At 43.7% G+C, this 16,990-nt stretch carries 18 protein-coding genes and 1 pseudogene; 13 read left to right on the top strand and 6 right to left on the bottom strand.

Annotation, left to right across the window (positions count from 1 at the left end):
* Positions 1–68 precede the first annotated feature (68 nt).
* From slyA to R7Z10_RS04515, 3 genes are read left to right on the top strand one after another with little or no spacing between them, the layout of a single operon-like run.
* On the top strand, positions 69–524 hold the full coding sequence (slyA, locus tag R7Z10_RS04525) for a transcriptional regulator SlyA (protein ID WP_017635177.1): 456 nt from the start codon (positions 69–71) through the stop codon (positions 522–524).
* Between the two features lie 35 nt (positions 525–559).
* Positions 560–1,618 (top strand): HlyD family secretion protein, encoded by a 1,059-nt coding sequence (locus R7Z10_RS04520; protein WP_213899201.1) that lies wholly within the window; start codon positions 560–562, stop codon positions 1,616–1,618.
* A 12-nt stretch (positions 1,619–1,630) separates the two neighbouring features.
* On the top strand, positions 1,631–2,668 hold the full coding sequence (locus R7Z10_RS04515) for a DUF2955 domain-containing protein (RefSeq protein ID WP_065275183.1): 1,038 nt from the start codon (positions 1,631–1,633) through the stop codon (positions 2,666–2,668).
* 2 nt (positions 2,669–2,670) lie between these two features.
* Here the strand turns inward: R7Z10_RS04515 and R7Z10_RS04510 are convergent, their stop codons facing one another.
* Together R7Z10_RS04510 and R7Z10_RS04505 are read right to left on the bottom strand one after the other, a co-directional pair.
* Positions 2,671–3,333 (bottom strand): flagellar brake protein, encoded by a 663-nt coding sequence (locus tag R7Z10_RS04510; protein WP_064369362.1) that lies wholly within the window; start codon positions 3,331–3,333, stop codon positions 2,671–2,673.
* Positions 3,334–3,428: 95 nt separating this feature from the next.
* Positions 3,429–4,355 carry a DMT family transporter gene (locus tag R7Z10_RS04505; protein ID WP_017635181.1) on the bottom strand — a complete coding sequence of 309 codons (927 nt, stop codon included), beginning with the start codon at positions 4,353–4,355 and terminating at the stop codon, positions 3,429–3,431.
* Between the two features lie 148 nt (positions 4,356–4,503).
* Between R7Z10_RS04505 and R7Z10_RS04500 the strand changes: the two genes are divergently transcribed.
* Positions 4,504–4,959, top strand: a complete 456-nt coding sequence (locus R7Z10_RS04500; protein WP_005373581.1) for an Lrp/AsnC family transcriptional regulator — start codon at positions 4,504–4,506, stop codon at positions 4,957–4,959.
* A 5-nt stretch (positions 4,960–4,964) separates the two neighbouring features.
* A pseudogene (locus R7Z10_RS04495) lies at positions 4,965–5,596 on the top strand (class I SAM-dependent methyltransferase).
* Positions 5,597–5,620: 24 nt separating this feature from the next.
* Here the strand turns inward: R7Z10_RS04495 and R7Z10_RS04490 are convergent.
* Positions 5,621–5,851 (bottom strand): hypothetical protein, encoded by a 231-nt coding sequence (locus R7Z10_RS04490; protein WP_080276950.1) that lies wholly within the window; start codon positions 5,849–5,851, stop codon positions 5,621–5,623.
* Positions 5,852–6,122: 271 nt separating this feature from the next.
* On the bottom strand, positions 6,123–6,671 hold the full coding sequence (locus tag R7Z10_RS04485; RefSeq protein ID WP_017635183.1) for a hypothetical protein: 549 nt from the start codon (positions 6,669–6,671) through the stop codon (positions 6,123–6,125).
* Positions 6,672–6,774: 103 nt separating this feature from the next.
* Between R7Z10_RS04485 and R7Z10_RS04480 the strand changes: the two genes are divergently transcribed.
* The 4 genes from R7Z10_RS04480 to secF all read left to right on the top strand — a co-directional run bounded on the left by R7Z10_RS04480 (position 6,775) and on the right by secF (position 10,999).
* Positions 6,775–7,443, top strand: coding sequence for an SH3 domain-containing protein (locus tag R7Z10_RS04480; protein ID WP_005385650.1), 669 nt, complete (start codon positions 6,775–6,777; stop codon positions 7,441–7,443).
* A gap of 168 nt (positions 7,444–7,611) precedes the next feature.
* Positions 7,612–8,091, top strand: a complete 480-nt coding sequence (locus R7Z10_RS04475) for a hypothetical protein (RefSeq protein ID WP_005373572.1) — start codon at positions 7,612–7,614, stop codon at positions 8,089–8,091.
* 164 nt (positions 8,092–8,255) lie between these two features.
* The gene (gene secD / locus R7Z10_RS04470) at positions 8,256–10,094 is read left to right on the top strand and encodes a protein translocase subunit SecD (RefSeq protein ID WP_017635185.1); all 1,839 of its coding nucleotides are present in this window, start codon (positions 8,256–8,258) and stop codon (positions 10,092–10,094) included.
* A gap of 2 nt (positions 10,095–10,096) precedes the next feature.
* Positions 10,097–10,999 (top strand): protein translocase subunit SecF, encoded by a 903-nt coding sequence (gene secF / locus R7Z10_RS04465; protein ID WP_005373567.1) that lies wholly within the window; start codon positions 10,097–10,099, stop codon positions 10,997–10,999.
* A gap of 58 nt (positions 11,000–11,057) precedes the next feature.
* On the opposite strand, the gene R7Z10_RS04460 is transcribed toward secF, so the two are convergent.
* Together R7Z10_RS04460 and R7Z10_RS04455 are read right to left on the bottom strand one after the other, a co-directional pair.
* On the bottom strand, positions 11,058–11,324 hold the full coding sequence (locus R7Z10_RS04460; RefSeq protein ID WP_005389279.1) for a hypothetical protein: 267 nt from the start codon (positions 11,322–11,324) through the stop codon (positions 11,058–11,060).
* A gap of 15 nt (positions 11,325–11,339) precedes the next feature.
* Entirely contained in the window at positions 11,340–11,960 is a 621-nt protein-coding gene (locus R7Z10_RS04455) for a LysE family translocator (RefSeq protein WP_021035942.1), read from the bottom strand.
* A 739-nt stretch (positions 11,961–12,699) separates the two neighbouring features.
* Between R7Z10_RS04455 and R7Z10_RS04450 the strand changes: the two genes are divergently transcribed.
* The 4 genes from R7Z10_RS04450 (at position 12,700) to phaC (ending at position 16,895) form a co-directional block, all read left to right on the top strand.
* The gene (locus R7Z10_RS04450; protein ID WP_005373555.1) at positions 12,700–13,440 is read left to right on the top strand and encodes an SDR family oxidoreductase; all 741 of its coding nucleotides are present in this window, start codon (positions 12,700–12,702) and stop codon (positions 13,438–13,440) included.
* A gap of 12 nt (positions 13,441–13,452) precedes the next feature.
* Positions 13,453–14,661, top strand: coding sequence for an acetyl-CoA C-acetyltransferase (locus R7Z10_RS04445; protein ID WP_031777157.1), 1,209 nt, complete (start codon positions 13,453–13,455; stop codon positions 14,659–14,661).
* A 44-nt stretch (positions 14,662–14,705) separates the two neighbouring features.
* Positions 14,706–15,053, top strand: coding sequence for a phasin family protein (locus R7Z10_RS04440; RefSeq protein ID WP_005373550.1), 348 nt, complete (start codon positions 14,706–14,708; stop codon positions 15,051–15,053).
* 66 nt (positions 15,054–15,119) lie between these two features.
* Complete coding sequence (gene phaC / locus R7Z10_RS04435) at positions 15,120–16,895, top strand: class I poly(R)-hydroxyalkanoic acid synthase (RefSeq protein ID WP_318104095.1); 1,776 nt, start codon at positions 15,120–15,122, stop codon at positions 16,893–16,895.
* The last annotated feature ends 95 nt before the right edge of the window (positions 16,896–16,990 follow it).

The following is a 16,990-nucleotide window of genomic DNA, read 5'->3' as shown; positions in this document are numbered from 1 at the left end:
AAAAGATATTTACTTAGCGTGCTAACTATTTTATATTACTTAGCACGCTAAGTAATTGAGTAGATCTTATGATTCAAGACATCAACAGTTTGCGAGACCTTTCTCTGGCTGAAAAATTATCTCGTGTTGCTCGTTTGTGGAAAATGGTTGCAGATCGCGAGTTAGAGCCTTTAAACCTAACGTATCCGCGTTGGACTGCGTTATGGAAGCTTTATCGAATGGGTGACAACATCAGTCAGAAGCATTTGGCTGAAGCGCTTGAGATCGAGTTAGCGTCGTTGATGCGAACATTAAAATTATTAGAAGAGCAATCTCTGATCGTTCGCCATTGCTGTGAACACGATAAGCGAGCACGTATTGTTAGCCTCACAGAAGAGGGGAAAACCCTACTAAAGCAAATGGAGGCTCGAATTCTTCAAGTTCGAAGCAAGCTCCTAACGGACATCAACGACCAGGAACTTCAGCAGCTTTCATTGATTCTTGATCAGATTGCTCACAATGCGCTTGATTCACTTAGCGAATAAGTCAGAAAACCGAATTAAAAGAGAAGTAAACGCCTATGACTCCAGATCAAAAATTCGCACGTTGGATCAAATATTCTTGCGTCGCGTTTGTCCTTGTCTTTGCCTATTTTCTAGTTGCAGATCTCGCCATGCCGTTGACGCCTCAGGCAATGGCAACGCGTGTGGTAACTAAAGTGGCCCCCCGTGTGAGTGGGCAGATTACGCATCTTTATGTTGCCAACAACCAAGAAATAAGCCAAGGCGATCTACTATTTCAGATTGATCCCCAGCCTTATCAGCTCGCCGTAGAAAAGGCTCAACTTAACCTTGAGCGTGTGATTCAAAACAACGAACAACTTGATGCTTCTATTGCTGCGGCAAAAGCAGAAGTTGAAGCGAGCAAAATCGTGGCGGAACAAAAAGTTCGCGAAGCAAAACGTCTTAATACCCTGTTTCACCGTAATGGTACTTCGCAACAGCAGCGCGATGAAGCACAGAGTAGTGCAACGGCAGCTAAAGCGAACTTACTGGCCGCACGTGCTCGTTTAAAAGAGTTGGAAGTAAACCGCGGTGATTTAGGCGCGACGAATGTGAATATCCGCGTGGCGCAAAACCAGCTAAAACAAGCGGAACTTAATCTGTCTTACACTCAAGTCTCGGCGGAACATGATGGCGTTGTCGCTAACTTGCAGCTGGAGACGGGGGCCTATGCGGCAGCTGGTACACCTCTTGTCGCTTTAGTCTCCGATGACGTGGATATCATTGCCGACTTTCGTGAAAAGAGTTTACGACACTTTAATCAGAACAGCCGTGCGTTAGTGGCTTTTGATAGCTTACCTGGTGATGTATTTGAAGCTCGTATTACGAGTGTGGATGCCGGGGTCAGCTCGGGTCAATTCGATGCGGATGGCCGCTTAGCAACACCAACTGACTCAAACCGTTGGGTGAGAGACGCGCAGCGCTTACGTTTACATTTAGCTATCGATGAGCCTCAGCAGCGTGCATTTCCAGCAGGGGCACGAGCAACCGTGCAGTTGCTGCCAGAAAACGCATTATCTGGCTGGTTAGCGAGATGCCAGATCCAATTCTTGAGTCTTCTTCATTATATTTATTAACGAGGAGGCGATATGAAGTTATGGGACCACCCCATGTCGGAAAACGACTTCCGTCAGTGTTTGCGCATTGCAACTGGTGCGACCATTGGTTTCACTTTATGTAAAGTATTTGGTTGGAACTATGGCGTATTCTTTACTGTAACCCCGATGCTGTTACTTGGAATGGTGCCAGTCATGAGTCTACATGCCGCACGACAACTGATTTTTTCAGCGGTTGTGTGTGGATTAGAAGTTGGTGTGCTTGGTGGGTTATTTGGTGGGCACCCAGGCATGATGACAATCATTGCATTCGGGTTGTTCCTGTATAAATTCGCCTGTATGTCAAAAGGGAGCTTATTCTTATTTGGAGCGAACAGCGTACTGAGCTTAAGCATCATGCTGCACTTTGCGAGTTATCCAACCACTGACTTAAATGACCTAATCTTTAGCAATCTGCAAGCGAATGTTATTTCAGTGATCGTTGCTTATGTGGTGACATTTTTGATTCCCGATGCGGAACCTCGTCAGCCACCAGCGAAACCGTCGCAGCCTAAACAGAGTCATCGCATGCGTCATGAAGCCCTTATGGGGGCGAGTATCGCTACAATGTCTTTCCTTGTATTCCAGCTATTTGACCTCAGTGACTCTATGTCTGCTCAGGCGACAACCTTACTTTTATTGTTTCCTATGCATTGGAACGGTGCTTTAGGGTATGCGCGAAAAAGAGCAATGGGGACCTTGATGGGGGTGACCTTTGGTGTTGTCGGACAACTTGTATTATACGATTGGTCGGATACCTTATTGTTTATCGTCCCATTGCTTTGGATTGGTGCGATGATGTTCAGTTATATGCACGTGAAAGAGTCTAGCGGTTCGGGAGCCGGATTTGGCGGTTTAACCACATTAGGCATTTTGTTCGGCCAATATCTTACTCCGGATGGTGACTTAATGTTCAGTGCGCTGTATCGCGTGAGCAGTATTTTGTTTGCTATTGTTGCGACGCTGCTTGTGACCTATACGGTTCACAGAATACTCAACAGCTTTGAGGCGACGCGCTTTAGCGAGCAGTAAGTTCAGACGTTACTGGTTAGAAAGGATTGCTCCAGTAACTCTGTTTTTAGTTCGTGAGTCATCGCAATGGGACTGGCAAACTTAATTCCAACTACCCATCCCTTCACCAATTTCTTAATGTTGGCAATGACACATCGATTTTCTTCTCCGATATAGTGGCTTAACGGGCATTCGATGGTAACACTCTCACCCACGTTGAATTCGGGCTCAATCAAGGTTGATATACCAACACCTGCTAGAGAGAAATCGATAAGGCTGCCGTCGTAGACATTCCCTGCATGAATAACGTTACAGTCCATTTGCAACTTGTAACGCTCATGTTCCCGAACTGGTTTGGTTGCAAATGTTCCTGGAATGCGGATAAACAAAAGGGGGGATGGTCGAACGGTCGTCGTCAGCACGCTGGACTTAAACGCAATGACATGGCCTAACTCCGTATCTGATACACCACGCACGATGACATCGGCGTTGGGGAGTTTTCTCATCACTTGCTCTTCAAGCAAACGCATTGGTATATCAAGAATCAAATAAGCATTTTCTTTCATCCCAAGATAGGTGGTGGAATACGTATATTGATCCTTAGGCCCAAATTCGAAATTAGTAGAAAGTTTCATTCCCGGTTTGAGAAACCTATGCAGTTCATCTTTAGTATGAGTGGCTGGCATCACATTGGCGTTTTAATTTTTTAGTTAAGCTGAGGCTATCAAAACGCCATTTTGTTATTCAAGATAGTAAGGCATAAGTTTTTGTAAAATCATCGCTATCTGTGAAGTGGTGGGCGATAAGTTTGGCTCATTCCACCTTTCATAAAGATTTGGCTTGCCACAATACTGCCGCATGTGACCAACATCAGCGCTAACCAAGTGAGAGAATCTGGTTGTTCACCAAAAATTGGAACGGCAAGAAGTGTCGCGACGACTGGAGTTAATGAACCAAAAGCAGCGCTGGCTTCGGCACCGATGATCCTAATTGCATAAATGAAAGTGAAAGAAGCGATTAAACCTGCGCCAACACCTTGTAGCATCGCGTGGCCAAATAACTCCTCCCATGGCCACTGGCTGAACGGTGTTACCACCAAATAACTGTCTACCCACCCGAAACCAACGGCGATGATGAGTAGAGCCAAAGACGCGATTGCAACGAATCCTGCACAGACGTGTGCATTAAGATTAGCGACACGAGCGCTGATGGTGAAAGCAGCCCACATGATGCTGCCAGTTAGAAACAGGATATGCCCTTGCAACTGAGACCAGTTGTACTCTGCGCCGCTATTAGAAAGAAGGAATACGAAAATCCCTAACAACACCGTAGAAAGCCCGATTAAGCGGTGAGCACTCAGCGACTGTTGATAACAAAGTACCGCGATAGCAGAAACAAACAATGGCAAAGTGCCAGGTACTAATGCACTGCCGTGCGCCACGGGAGCGAAATGCATAGCCGTTCCGACGACCAGAAGATAGGGAAGGCCGCTTCCAACCACAACACCAACCAGGTAGCGTTTAGGCACCACGCGCAGCGACTGTTTATGCTTAATCACAAATGGTAATAAAATTATACTTGGGATTAGAAAGCGAACTAACGCGATATCGGCTGGCTGCAAGGCAGAAATTGCGCCCCCTTTTAAAGAAATAAAGAAACCAGACCAAAGCAGTAAGGTCGTTAATATAGCTGCGTATCCCAAGATCATTATCGACATGTCCATTTGTAAATGATGTGTTAATTGTTGAATAAAACTCTTGCCAAAGGGAGGCAAAGTTTGACGTAATTAGGCTTGATGTTGGTGATAAATTGCGTATAAGTGTTAATTGTTGGTGATTAAAGGCACGGAAGAATAAATGGATAAAATTGACAGGCAACTTATCAACCTAATGCAGAAGGATGCCACTCTGACAACGGCAGAACTTGCTGACCAAGTAGGGCTATCGGCATCACCTTGTGCAAGACGCATTAAGCGTTTGGAGCAGGAAGGTGTAATAAGTGGTTATCGAGCTATTGTGTCCAGAGACACTGTAGGCATCGCGATGACTGTATTTGTTGAAGTGAGTTTAAATAACCACCAAGCTTCTTCGATTGATGAGTTTGAACATGCCGTTGTTGAGATGGATGAAGTGATCTCATGCCATGTCGTATCAGGGGCCTATGATTACCTGTTAGAGGTGGTCAGTAAAGATCTCGCTGGTTATGAAACATTTACTAGAAAGTTACAGCGATTAGAAAATGTGAAAGATATTCATACCCACCTGGCGATTAGACAAGTGAAAGGAAATGGCAGTTTGCCGATTTATGCATAAGAAAGATGAAATTTTTCGATAGACTTAAGATTGCCCACTATCATCGAAAGCGATATAGACAGTTTGGTAAAGACAGAGCCCGAACTCTGGGATGGGCAGATAAGTATAGTCAGATCAGCCGTTTTGAGGCGTTGTGCCGAGGGTTAACGTTAGACGGTTCAAGTATTTTAGATATTGGGTGCGGCTACGGAGACTTGTTAGCGTTTATCGAACTTACGGGGGGGCTTCCTCAAAGCTATATTGGCATTGATCAGCAAAAACAGTTTATCTCTGAAGCCAGAAAACGAGATTTTCGTACGCAAAGTAAGTTTATATGTGGCGACTTTTCAACGTTGGTATTGCCTCGTTGCGACTTTGTTTTTGCTTCCGGATCATTGAACTATCAATCCACCAACCCACCAACCCAAATCATACCATTGAAATGATTGATAAAATGTACCGAGCGACAGAGAAAGGTTGTGTGTTTAACTTGTTGGATGAATCCAAACTACCCAGCATGAAAATGTTAGCGTCGCACAATAAAGAAGGTGTCTTTCGCTATTGTCGGTTGCTGTGTCCGAATACACGATTGATTGAGGGGTACTCCGAGCACGACTTTACGATTGCCATGATCAAAAAAGCGGGGTCCGTTTCCTGACTCCGCTTTATAAATTCTTAAGCCTTATTGGTTTTTGTATTGTGAGATTTCACAGTTACCTGTGTATCTATCAACCTTGAATGAGAACGCGGCTGAATGGTATTCCCTCCCATCACTCCATATTGTTTCTCCGAAGATTTTACAAAGATCCAAATCACTGATTGAACCGAACTCTTTTACGTGCCTAACTACTGACAAAAACTTGGCTTTGGTAGCATTAGGACATTCCCTGTTACTTAATCGATTGATAACCATGTTTGTAGCATCATCTCCAGCCAAATGTGACTTTTTATTAAATTTTATTAATGGCTAAACTAACCAAAAAATGTCCATAAGTAAAGCATTAATGTGACGTATGTCTCTATAAATTGATTGTCTTGGTCATGGTTTAGTCAAGTTTGTCAAAGGGAACAATCCCATTATTTACATTTGATATCATTCACGACTAAGGAAAGATAAAAAGCACGAATAACGTCCAATATTGGAGTGAAAAACCAACATCGTCTATTCAAAACTGGCTCTGTTTTTACTTCGAAACATCTTGAGCGTATTGAAGCGCTCGAGCTTCTTTATCATAGACTTGTGACAGAGTTTGATATTGTGAAGAGAGGCGCTTGTAATCTTCAGCAAGTTCCAAAGCGTTGGTGTTATACCATTCCGCAGTTATTTGATTGGCTGTTTTGTTTGACTCGCGGCACTTCTGGGCCAGTATCTCCCACCCATTTGCTGACCATTGGGATTGTGTGCTCAATTTAAGCAGCTGATTCGCTTTAGTTGTGAGCTCTTCTTTGTATTGAATCGATGCTTTTAATTGCGCTTTGAACACATTTTGGTTCGACTTGGCACGCCAAAGTAGCACGAGCTCATGCAGTGAAAAGGTTTCGGACAATAACTGACGCTGTTTATGTTCGGTCAAAAGTGTATTGAATACCTCAACATGCTGATTGTAATTGGACTCTAAACGATTGAATTGGGTAAGATTGTCATTCCACGACGATGGGTTACATTGAATATTGGCGTGCCCCGTTATCGGGAACAGAAGAAATAGTAGTATCCAATTGAGTCTGTTGATCATTATTGCTCGCGTTAGTTGACCTGCTCTTTTGAGTATATACCCAAATTTCTACGACATGCGTGCTGCTGGTGGGATAAGAATAAAGAATGAAAAGGAAAAGGGCATGAAGAAAATTCTCGTCGCATTGATTGTCATGCTGTTGCTCGGCGGAGCGGGGGCTGGATACTATTTCTTCTTTATGCAGAAAGATGAACCTGAAGCACCAAAGGCTACACAAGTCGAGCAATCGTCACTGCAAAAAGAAACATCCAAACCGATTCTGGATTTAGAAGCCGTTCCCCCGGAAGTTACCGAGTACTACGTTATTGAGCGTCGTGTCAATGTTTACAACAAGCCTAACCCTAATGCTTTAGTTGTCGATACGCTCTATAAGGGAGAAAAAGTATCGGTGTTAGAAAAAGTAGATGGGTGGTACCGAATCTCCGGCTATCTTGTCTATGAAGAGGGTGGAGAAGAAAAAGCCGAATGGTTGAATGCTGAAGGGTTATCGGATGCAGAGCCAGTTATTAAAGAGCAAGAGCGCTTAGAGATATTGGATGAATACCTACAGAAGTCGGATGACTTAAAAGTTCACTTGGATATTTTCCGTAAGAAAACACAGCAATTGTTAGACGATGAAACCTGTGATCCGAGTGATTTTGAGGAGCTCGGAGGCTGGGTTCGTTCTGTGACGTTCAAAAAGCGCAACGTTTACTTCATCTATTGTGGCGGTTTGGAGCAAGAGAACAAGATCTACTTAGATGTTGATAAGGGCGATATTTTTTATCGATAACTCACCACCAATTACACTAGTTTTCTAAAGACGTTTTGATAAATGCAATAACGATGCAAACCTGAAATCAGAGATTTATAACTTTTTAGTTGTGAACCATAATCAATAGGAATACTATCAACGAGTCAAGTGACCTAACTTGGCTCTTTGTGTTTTTAGTGAGTTCCTATGCCTTGGATTTACCTTAGAAAGTTGATTTTGCTGCTATTTGCAATGGTATTGCTACCAGTGCATGTATCTGCTGCGCAAATCGACCACAAGGCTCACGTACCGCACTTTTCTAAGCTACAACCTTTTGTAGCCGTAAGTGTATCGCCAAACTCTTCCGTCGATTTTTCTGAAGTTTCAGAAGAAAGCTCTCAATCTCCAGTATCTGAAGGCCATGCAAGTCTCGATTCCGTTGCTTTGTTTAACTCTCAGCGCTGGACGTCTTACTTACGGGAAGGGCTTGATGACGAGCACGTAGATTTTGTCGGCGATCTCACTACTCCGTTTTACGCTGATGCGGGTTACGCATACAGCTTGATGGACATTAACTGGCGTCACAACCAGTCCACATTTTATCATTTCACAAGCGATCATCGCATCTCTGGTTGGAAAGAGACCAATGCCATGTACGTCGCACTCAATAGTCAGTTTTCTGCCTAAACACCATTTATTTGCACCATTGTGCACTCTTAACACGACGATTGTATTCGACAGGACGTGAGCGTTCTGAGCATTTCATACCCTGAATTTATTCTGGGAGCATCTGTCGTGTGTTAAGCCTTGTTATTAAAAGCTTCACTTCATCGTGAAGGGATGATGTTTACATGAAAAAAACACCAAAGCAGCAAAAGAACAGAAAGCTGATGAATCACTACTCAGCTTGGAAATATGTAGTATTAATCACGACGGTCATTATTTTAACCCTAAGTGCTATACCAACTTGGTTTGGCGAACAGCCTTCTATCCAGTTGACGTTTTCGGAGCAAAACAACAGTGAAATGTCGGTTGTTCATCTGAATCAACTGCTAAAAACCAACCATATTTCAGCCGACAAAATCATCGAAAAAGACGGCAAAACAACCATTGTATTCGATGGTGAAGATGCGCAAAGTAAAGCTCGTGTGTTGTTAAACAAAGAGCTAAATAAAGACGACAGCATCACTTTCTCATACGTATCGGTTGCGCCAGAATGGTTGAATGAGATGGGCTTTAGCCCAATTAAGCTCGGTCTTGACCTCCGTGGTGGCGTTCAGTTCTTGTTGAATGTTGATGTGAATAAAGCGTTTGAAGAACAACGTGATGCATTGATTGATGAAATCAAAGCGAACCTACGTGATCAACGTGTTCGTGGTGTGCAAGTTCGAGCAGAAAGCGGCAACCGAATTACGGTAAACAGTGACAGCGAGCAAGCATTGTCGGAAGTGAACAAGTTCTTGCGTCAAAATTACCCGGGCTGGATTTCAAAAAGTTCATCTCGTGGCTTTGTGCTTGAACCGAGTGAACAAAATATCCAAGAATTTCAATCGTCGACTCTTCAACAAAACCTGAAGATCATGCGTGGTCGTATTGAAGAACTTGGTATCACAGAAGCACTAGTGCAACGCCAAGGTAAAGAGAGTATTCGAATTGAACTCCCTGGTGTACAAGATCCTGCTCAAGCGAAAAACGTTATTGGTGCAACAGCAAGCTTGGCGTTTTATGAAGTGAAAGATGCGAGCCAAGCACACAGCAGCCAAGATCTTGTTCTTCAAGATAATGATGGTCGTACTGTGATTTTGGCAAAACGACCAGTTCTAACGGGCGAGCACATCGTGAACGCTCGTGCTGGTGTCGACAAAATGGGCATGTCAGAAGTCAATATTTCTCTTGACCACGCTGGTGGTAAGAAAATGAGTGACTTCTCAGCAACTCACATCGGCAAGCCAATGGCGACCGTTTACCGTGAATACAAAACAAACGATCGCGGTGTAACTGAGCGTAGTGAGCGCGTTATCAGCGTCGCGACTATTCAATCTCAGCTTGGTAGCCAGTTCCGTATTACTGGGGCAGGTAGCATGGACGATGCGCAGCAGTTGGCGCTATTGCTTCGCGCGGGGTCACTGACCGCGCCGGTTACTATTGTGGAAGAGCGAACAATCGGTGCTTCTCTGGGTGCAGAAAACATTGAAAACGGTTTTGCAGCACTGGCTTTAGGTATGGGACTAACACTGACCTTTATGGCACTTTGGTACCGCCGCTTAGGTTGGGTAGCGAACGTGGCGCTTTGCGCCAACATGCTTTGTTTGCTTGGCTTAATCGCCTTGTTACCAGGAGCGGTTCTAACGCTTCCGGGTATTGCCGGTTTAGTGTTAACCGTCGGTATGGCAGTAGACACCAACGTTATTATCTTTGAACGTATTAAGGACAAAATGCGTGAAGGCCGCAGCTTCGCTCAAGCGATTGATCTTGGCTTTGACAGCGCATTCTCGACCATCCTTGATGCCAACATTACTACCATGATCACCGCCGTGATTTTGTACGCCATCGGTAATGGCCCAATCCAAGGCTTTGCCTTAACACTCGGATTAGGTTTGTTAACCAGTATGTTTACAGGCGTATTTGCCTCTCGAGCAATGATCAATTTAATTTGGGGCCGCGATGCCCGTCGTGATGTGAGGGTTTAATCATGGTCGAAATGCTAAAACAAAATATTCGTAAAATTCGCTACTTTACTACGCTAGTTTCCATCATTTTAACGGTGATCGCGATCGTCGCTCTAGGCTTTAAAGGGTTGAACCTAGGTTTGGACTTCACTGGCGGTATGGTGACAGAAGTAAAGGTAGATAAGCAGCTAACTAACCATGATCTGCTTGACGTTCTGCAACCAAAGCTTGGTGAATCTGCGTCAGTGACACGCTCTGGTGAAGATGGCCGTTGGGTGATTCGTTACTCTGCGCCGGAAGATGGACAAACGTTGCCAAGTGTAGAAGAGGTGTTGAAGCCAATCTCTCACCAAGTTGATGTTGTCAGCAACAGTATAGTTGGCGCTCAAGTTGGCCAAGACTTGTTTGAACAAGGTGGCTTAGCATTGTTGATTTGTGTGTTGAGTATTCTCGGTTACTTGTGTTTCCGTTTTGAGTGGCGTTTGGCAAGCGGTTCACTGTTTGCTTTGGCTCATGATGTGATCTTAGTGCTTGGTTTCTTTGCAATTACTCAAATGGAGTTCAACTTAACCGTTTTTGCTGCTGTGCTGGCGATTTTAGGTTACTCATTGAATGACTCGATCATCATTGCAGACCGAATCCGTGAGCTGTTGATTGCGAAACAGAGTTGGAAAACAGAAGACATCAATGATCAAGCTGTTATCGCGACGTTTTCACGCACTATGGTGACATCTGGTACGACATTGATCACTGTTGGTGCATTATGGATTATGGGAGGAGCGCCTTTGGCTGGTTTCTCAACCGCCATGTTTATTGGCGTTCTGTCGGGTACATGGTCTTCGATTTCTATTGGTACTGTGCTGCCTGAGTGGTTGAAACTGGAGCCGAAACATTATCTTCCAGTTGAGATCGACGCTGCGCCGTAGCATTATTTTTAAGGTAAAAGTGCTTGCGCCACTCATCTTGAGTGGCGCTTTTTTGTGCTTATTTCACACGCATCAAGCGATGTTTCACAAGTCCCAAATCGAACTCTAAGACTTGTGAGCGCTTCATTGCTTCGACTTTATTCAACATTGACTCTTGGTAGCCTTTCTTCTTCATCCACTGAAGAGGTACAGAGAAAGCATCTTCATTAACGACATAAGACTCGCCTTTATGCTCACCGGTATAGACGTTCACAACCCAAACTCGGGCTTGAAAGTCCAATACTTCACCCATGACTTTAGCGATTTTATTCAGAATATTTTTCATTGTTTCCAGTTTGCCTTAGCTTAGTAGCAACCAGACACCAACTCCCATCATTAAAGTGCCTGCGATACGGTTCATTAGACGTACATTCTTAGACTGACCTAATACGTGTTTCAATCCTTTACCACCAGTAGCGTACAGAGACATGCAAATGAACTCAAACAGTAAAATAATGGAGACAAGTATGATCAGTTGCGGTGCAAGCGCTGCGTTTTGGTCTATAAAAGGCGGTAAAAGAGAAATCATAAATGCCCAGCCTTTTGGGTTTGCGATTGCGGTAACGAAGCCTTGCATGATAAGTGCGATATTGTCACTCTTTGGTGTTTCTAAGTTGTCGACATTAATCGCAAGTTTCCCTCGCGATCGCCACATTTCAACTCCAAGATAGAGTAAATAACCGCCACCAATGAACTTTAACGCGATAAACATCCAAGGATAATTGAGCATAATCGCAGCGATACCTAACACCGCAGAGACTGACACCAGCGCAACACCGAGAAGCTCTCCTATCATCATCCATAACGTGCGACGATAACCGATACTCATACCTAACGTTAGGGCGAGAGTCATGCACATACCAGGCGTGATTGAGACAAAAAAGAAAGTAGGGATGAACATACTGAGCAATGCAAGATTCATATCTGTTGATGATTTAGTGATTAAAGAGAAGCCACAAAGATAGTGCAAAGTGGAAAAGGATGCTACTACAAAGCGAGCGATTACTTTCACTAGTAGCTAGTTGATGTTCTTCGAATATATAAATTTAAAATGAAATTATATTTTAATCTATGCGTCATAATAGTGCGTATTGCACCAGTATGAGACAAGCTCTTATATCATTTTTAGATTAAATATATTTAATTTATTATATTTTATCGGTATTAATCATCACTGTATTAAAATAATCGAATTGATAACTAAATTATCATTAAATACAGTAATTAAATGATATGTTTGATAATTATCTTTACTGATAATTGAATTATTATTCTAATCTCAAGTTTGTTGTAATCATATAGGCTTAAAATTCAGATCTTAAATCATGACATAATGTAACGTCTACCATTCTGTATGTAAGTACATGATATTTAATAATTATGTTTCTATTTCTGTTGGTGTGGCTTTTGTGGAAGTGTGATTTAAAACAATGACTTATGTAAAATTAACCATTTTATAACATTTCACGGGTAATGAGATCTAAATCAATCTTATGCAATTGGGTGAGTTTTTTATTTGAAATGTAATATTTCTAGGTTAACTTAAAATAAAGGCAGCACGGGATTGGTTGTCAAAAGAATAAATAAACACGTCAGTTGGTGAACTATTTCATCAGTGTATTAAGTTTGCTTTTTAAATGCCGTTAAGAATGGAGTCTTCAATGAAGAAAGTCGCTTTGATCACTGGATCAAAAGGCGGAATTGGTTCTGCTATTTCCTCTCAATTAGTCAATGACGGTTACCGTGTAATCGCTACTTATTTCACAGGTAACTACGAATGTGCGCTGGAGTGGTTCAACAGCAAAGGGTTTACCAAAGATCAGGTTCGCCTTTTTGAGTTGGATGTAACAAACACGACAGAGTGTGCAGAGAAATTGGCGCAATTGCTTGGGGAGGAAGGAACCATTGATGTTGTTGTCAACAACGCAGGAATCACACGTGATGGCGTGTTTAAAAAGATGACTGCGCAAGCTTGGAATGATGTCATCAATACCAACCTCAATAGTTTATTCAACGTTACGCAACCCCTCTTTGCTGCAATGTGCGAAAAAGGCGGTGGTCGTGTCATCAATATCTCTTCAGTCAATGGTCTTAAAGGGCAGTTTGGTCAAGCAAACTACTCGGCGGCGAAAGCTGGGATGATCGGTTTCTCTAAAGCCTTAGCATACGAAGGTGCTCGCTCGGGTGTGACAGTTAATGTTATCGCTCCGGGTTACACGGGTACGCCAATGGTTGAGCAAATGAAGCCAGAAGTGCTGGAATCCATTACGAACCAAATTCCAATGAAACGTCTTGCGACACCAGAGGAAATTGCAGCATCAGTGAGCTTCTTGGTCAGCGATGCGGGCGCCTACATCACCGGAGAGACTTTGTCGGTGAACGGCGGCTTATACATGCACTAAGGAGAGAAGATGATGGAAAAAGTATTTATCGTAGCGGCGAAGCGTACTCCAATTGGTGCTTTTGGTGGTAGCCTGAAAAATACTTCTGCTGGCGATCTGGCAGCAGTAGCGATTAAGGGCGCGTTGGAAGCGGCAAAGTTGCCTGGCGACAAGGTTGACGAAGTGATTGTTGGCAACGTTGTTGGTGCAGGTCAAGGAATGGGTGTTGGCCGCCAAGCGGCACTGTTTGCGGGGATTCCTGAATCTGTTCCTGCATATGGCGTAAACATGGTTTGCGGTAGTGGCATGAAAACGGTCATGGATGCCGTGTCCCATATCCGTAGTGGCGATGCTGAGATCGTTGTTGCAGCGGGTGTTGAAGTCATGTCTCAGATTCCATTTGCTGCACCAAGCAGCATTCGTGATGGCAACAAAATGGGCAATCTGGAACTGAAAGATCTGCTCGTAGCGGACGGTTTAACCGATGTTTACAACCAATATCACATGGGTGTGACGGCAGAAAACGTAGCAAAACAAATCGGCTTAACTCGCCAGCAGCAAGACGAATACGCGCTGTCTAGCCAACAGAAAGCGGTAGCCGCTATCGAAGCTGGCAAATTTCAAGACGAAATTGTGCCAGTGGAAGTAAAGCAACGCCGTGAAACCGTGATGTTTGATACGGATGAATACCCAAAAGCGAACGCGACAATGGAAGCCTTAAGCAAGCTACGTCCTGCTTTTGACCGCGAAGGCACTGTGACTGCGGGTAATGCATCAGGCATTAACGATGGCGCGAGTGCGATTATCGTGGCGTCTGAAAGCGCAGTTAAAGCGCATGGATTAACGCCGCTTGCTGAGATCGTAAGCTATGCGCAATCGGGTCTTGATCCGAAGATCATGGGCCTAGGTCCTGTTGAGTCGGTCAATAAAGCACTCGAAAAAGCGGAACTCACAGTAAATGACATCGACGTTTACGAGTTAAACGAAGCATTTGCAGCGCAAGCACTTGGCGTGATTCATCAGTTGGCGGAAACAAACCAAGTTCCAGTTAACGCGATTCAAGATAAAGCGAACTTTAACGGTGGTGCTATCGCGCTAGGACACCCGCTTGGTGCATCTGGAAACCGAATCTTAGTCACGCTGGTTCACGAGCTTCATAAACAAAATGGTCAATATGGCGTTGCTTCACTTTGTGTGGGCGGCGGCATGGGCACGGCTGTGGTTGTAAAGACAGTTAAGTAATTATTTAAACGGACATTTTTAATTCTTTCTCTAGGAGACAAACCATGTACACAGATTTCTTCAAAACATTTAGCGATCAAACTGAAAAAAATCTAGAACCTTACTTGAAGTTCAACAAGCTAGTGACAAAAAACGTAGAAGTGTTGACCGAGCTTCAATTGAACGCCATTCGCACATACAGTGAAGTGGGTCTAAACCAGATGAAAGCAGCGACAGAAATCAAAGACGTAACGTCATTGACTGCTTTCAACAGTCAGCAACTAAGCGTACTTACTAAACTTTCTCAACAAATGATGGATGACAGCAACAAGCTTCAAGCGATTGCAAAAGAGTTCAAAGAAGACGTTGAGAAAATGACTTCGGAAAATCTAAAGACTGTTACTCCAGCGTAATTTGTCCGATTCTCGCCGCCCCTAGATTTGGGCGGCGTTGTTTTTTCCGAATATAGGAGTAAGACTATGTTTCAACACTTCTTTTCGGACTATCTTGTGAAGCTTCAGGAAACCAATCATCAGTGGTGGCATGATTTCGAAGTGAACAAGGCAGTCGTGAACTCTCCTTTAAACAAGGCCATGCAAGAAGTGAACTTTGAGGATACTGCCAAACTGTTCGAACAAGCTGCGAATCAGCCTGCTGCGATTTTAAAGCTGCAAGCACAGTGGTGGGAACAGCAGCTGCAAATTTGGCAGAATGTTTCATTGGCAGGGAACCAAGCACAAATCGTCGAAGCTGAAAAAGGGGATAAGCGTTTCTCAAACGCAGCGTGGCAAAATGAAGCCATGTATAGCTTCATCAAACAATCCTACCTTTTATTTAGTAAGACCTATCTGGACACCATCGAGTCTTTGGAAGGCTTAGATGAAAAGACGAAAGAACGTATTATTTTTTTCTCTCGCCAAGCCATTAACGCCCTTTCTCCTTCCAACTTCATCGCCACTAACCCAGAGCTTTTGAAGCTGACACTTGAGCAAAACGGTCAAAACTTACTGGCAGGCTTAGAGCAGTTGAAAGAAGACGTTGAGTCGAGCGCAGACATTTTAAAAATTCGTATGACGAATAACAATGCATTCCGCGTGGGCGATGACGTTGCGACGACACAGGGCAATGTGGTTTTTCAAAACGAATTGTTTGAGTTGATTCAATATCGACCTCTAACAGAGAAAGTGAATGCGACGCCGCTGCTCATCGTCCCACCTTTCATCAATAAATACTACATCCTTGATTTAACAGCAAAGAACTCAATGGTTCGATGGTTGTTAGAGCAGGGGCATAGTGTATTTATGATGTCTTGGCGCAATCCAGGCAAGGCACAAGCGCACATAGAGTTTGGTGACTACGTGACAGAAGGCGTAGTGAAAGCCGTCGCTGCAATTGAAGATATAACAGGACAAGAGCAAATCAATGCTGCTGGTTATTGTATCGGTGGTACTGTTTTAGCAAGCACGGTTGCCTACTACGCTGCAAAACGTATGAAGAAGCGCATTAAGTCTGCCACTTTCTTCACCACGTTGCTCGACTTCTCTCAACCAGGTGAAGTCGGCGCGTATATCAATGACACCATTGTTAGTGCAATTGAAGCGCAAAATAACGCAAAAGGGTATATGGACGGCCGTTCCTTAAGCGTGACGTTTAGTTTACTGCGTGAAAACAGCTTGTACTGGAACTACTACGTCGACAATTACTTGAAGGGTAACAGTCCGGTTGATTTCGACTTGTTGTACTGGAATAGCGATAGCACCAACGTCAGCGCTGCATCTCACAATTTCTTGCTTCGCGAGCTCTATTTAGAGAACAAGCTGGTGCAAGATAAAGGCGTCAAAATTGGTGGAGTATGGATTGATCTAAATAAGATCAAAATTCCTAGCTATTTTGTGTCAACGAAAGAAGACCACATTGCGTTATGGCAGGGAACTTACCGTGGTGCGCTGAACACGGGTGGTAACAAAACGTTTGTCCTCGGTGAGTCTGGTCATATTGCGGGCATCGTGAACCCTCCAGCTAAAAATAAGTATGGTTATTGGTTGAACGATAATTTGGATGACTCTGCTGATGAGTGGTTGAATAACGCGGAACACAAAGAGGGATCGTGGTGGACACACTGGAACGAGTGGTTACTCCAATTCAACCCTAAAGAGCAAGTTGAGCCTTTCCCTATTGGCTCAGAAAACCATCCGGTTATTGATGAGGCGCCAGGACAATACGTCAAACAGGTTCTGCCAGTAAAAGAATCTTAAACGACTCCCTATAGCAGTAAATCTTAGCGGCCTTTATGGTCGCTTTTTTTATGTATGATTGCTTGTTTATTGTTGGCAAGTACCATTGATTAATA

Source organism: Vibrio sp. Vb1018, from assembly GCF_033338775.1.
GTDB classification, from domain to species: domain Bacteria; phylum Pseudomonadota; class Gammaproteobacteria; order Enterobacterales; family Vibrionaceae; genus Vibrio; species Vibrio alginolyticus.
Note: the sequence above shows the minus strand (reverse complement) of the source record. Positions and strands in the feature narration are given on the sequence as shown.

Excerpts from the sequence above, each read along its gene's own strand:
- slyA (WP_017635177.1), top strand. The coding sequence starts at position 69 with ATGATTCAAGACATCAACAGTTTGCGAGACCTTTCTCTGGCTGAAAAA.
- R7Z10_RS04520 (WP_213899201.1), top strand. The coding sequence starts at position 560 with ATGACTCCAGATCAAAAATTCGCACGTTGGATCAAATATTCTTGCGTC.
- R7Z10_RS04515 (WP_065275183.1), top strand. The coding sequence starts at position 1,631 with ATGAAGTTATGGGACCACCCCATGTCGGAAAACGACTTCCGTCAGTGT.
- R7Z10_RS04510 (WP_064369362.1), bottom strand. The coding sequence starts at position 3,333 with ATGCCAGCCACTCATACTAAAGATGAACTGCATAGGTTTCTCAAACCG.
- R7Z10_RS04505 (WP_017635181.1), bottom strand. The coding sequence starts at position 4,355 with ATGATCTTGGGATACGCAGCTATATTAACGACCTTACTGCTTTGGTCT.
- R7Z10_RS04500 (WP_005373581.1), top strand. The coding sequence starts at position 4,504 with ATGGATAAAATTGACAGGCAACTTATCAACCTAATGCAGAAGGATGCC.
- R7Z10_RS04490 (WP_080276950.1), bottom strand. The coding sequence starts at position 5,851 with ATGGTTATCAATCGATTAAGTAACAGGGAATGTCCTAATGCTACCAAA.
- R7Z10_RS04485 (WP_017635183.1), bottom strand. The coding sequence starts at position 6,671 with ATGATCAACAGACTCAATTGGATACTACTATTTCTTCTGTTCCCGATA.
- R7Z10_RS04480 (WP_005385650.1), top strand. The coding sequence starts at position 6,775 with ATGAAGAAAATTCTCGTCGCATTGATTGTCATGCTGTTGCTCGGCGGA.
- R7Z10_RS04475 (WP_005373572.1), top strand. The coding sequence starts at position 7,612 with ATGCCTTGGATTTACCTTAGAAAGTTGATTTTGCTGCTATTTGCAATG.
- secD (WP_017635185.1), top strand. The coding sequence starts at position 8,256 with ATGAAAAAAACACCAAAGCAGCAAAAGAACAGAAAGCTGATGAATCAC.
- secF (WP_005373567.1), top strand. The coding sequence starts at position 10,097 with ATGGTCGAAATGCTAAAACAAAATATTCGTAAAATTCGCTACTTTACT.
- R7Z10_RS04460 (WP_005389279.1), bottom strand. The coding sequence starts at position 11,324 with ATGAAAAATATTCTGAATAAAATCGCTAAAGTCATGGGTGAAGTATTG.
- R7Z10_RS04455 (WP_021035942.1), bottom strand. The coding sequence starts at position 11,960 with ATGAATCTTGCATTGCTCAGTATGTTCATCCCTACTTTCTTTTTTGTC.
- R7Z10_RS04450 (WP_005373555.1), top strand. The coding sequence starts at position 12,700 with ATGAAGAAAGTCGCTTTGATCACTGGATCAAAAGGCGGAATTGGTTCT.
- R7Z10_RS04445 (WP_031777157.1), top strand. The coding sequence starts at position 13,453 with ATGGAAAAAGTATTTATCGTAGCGGCGAAGCGTACTCCAATTGGTGCT.
- R7Z10_RS04440 (WP_005373550.1), top strand. The coding sequence starts at position 14,706 with ATGTACACAGATTTCTTCAAAACATTTAGCGATCAAACTGAAAAAAAT.
- phaC (WP_318104095.1), top strand. The coding sequence starts at position 15,120 with ATGTTTCAACACTTCTTTTCGGACTATCTTGTGAAGCTTCAGGAAACC.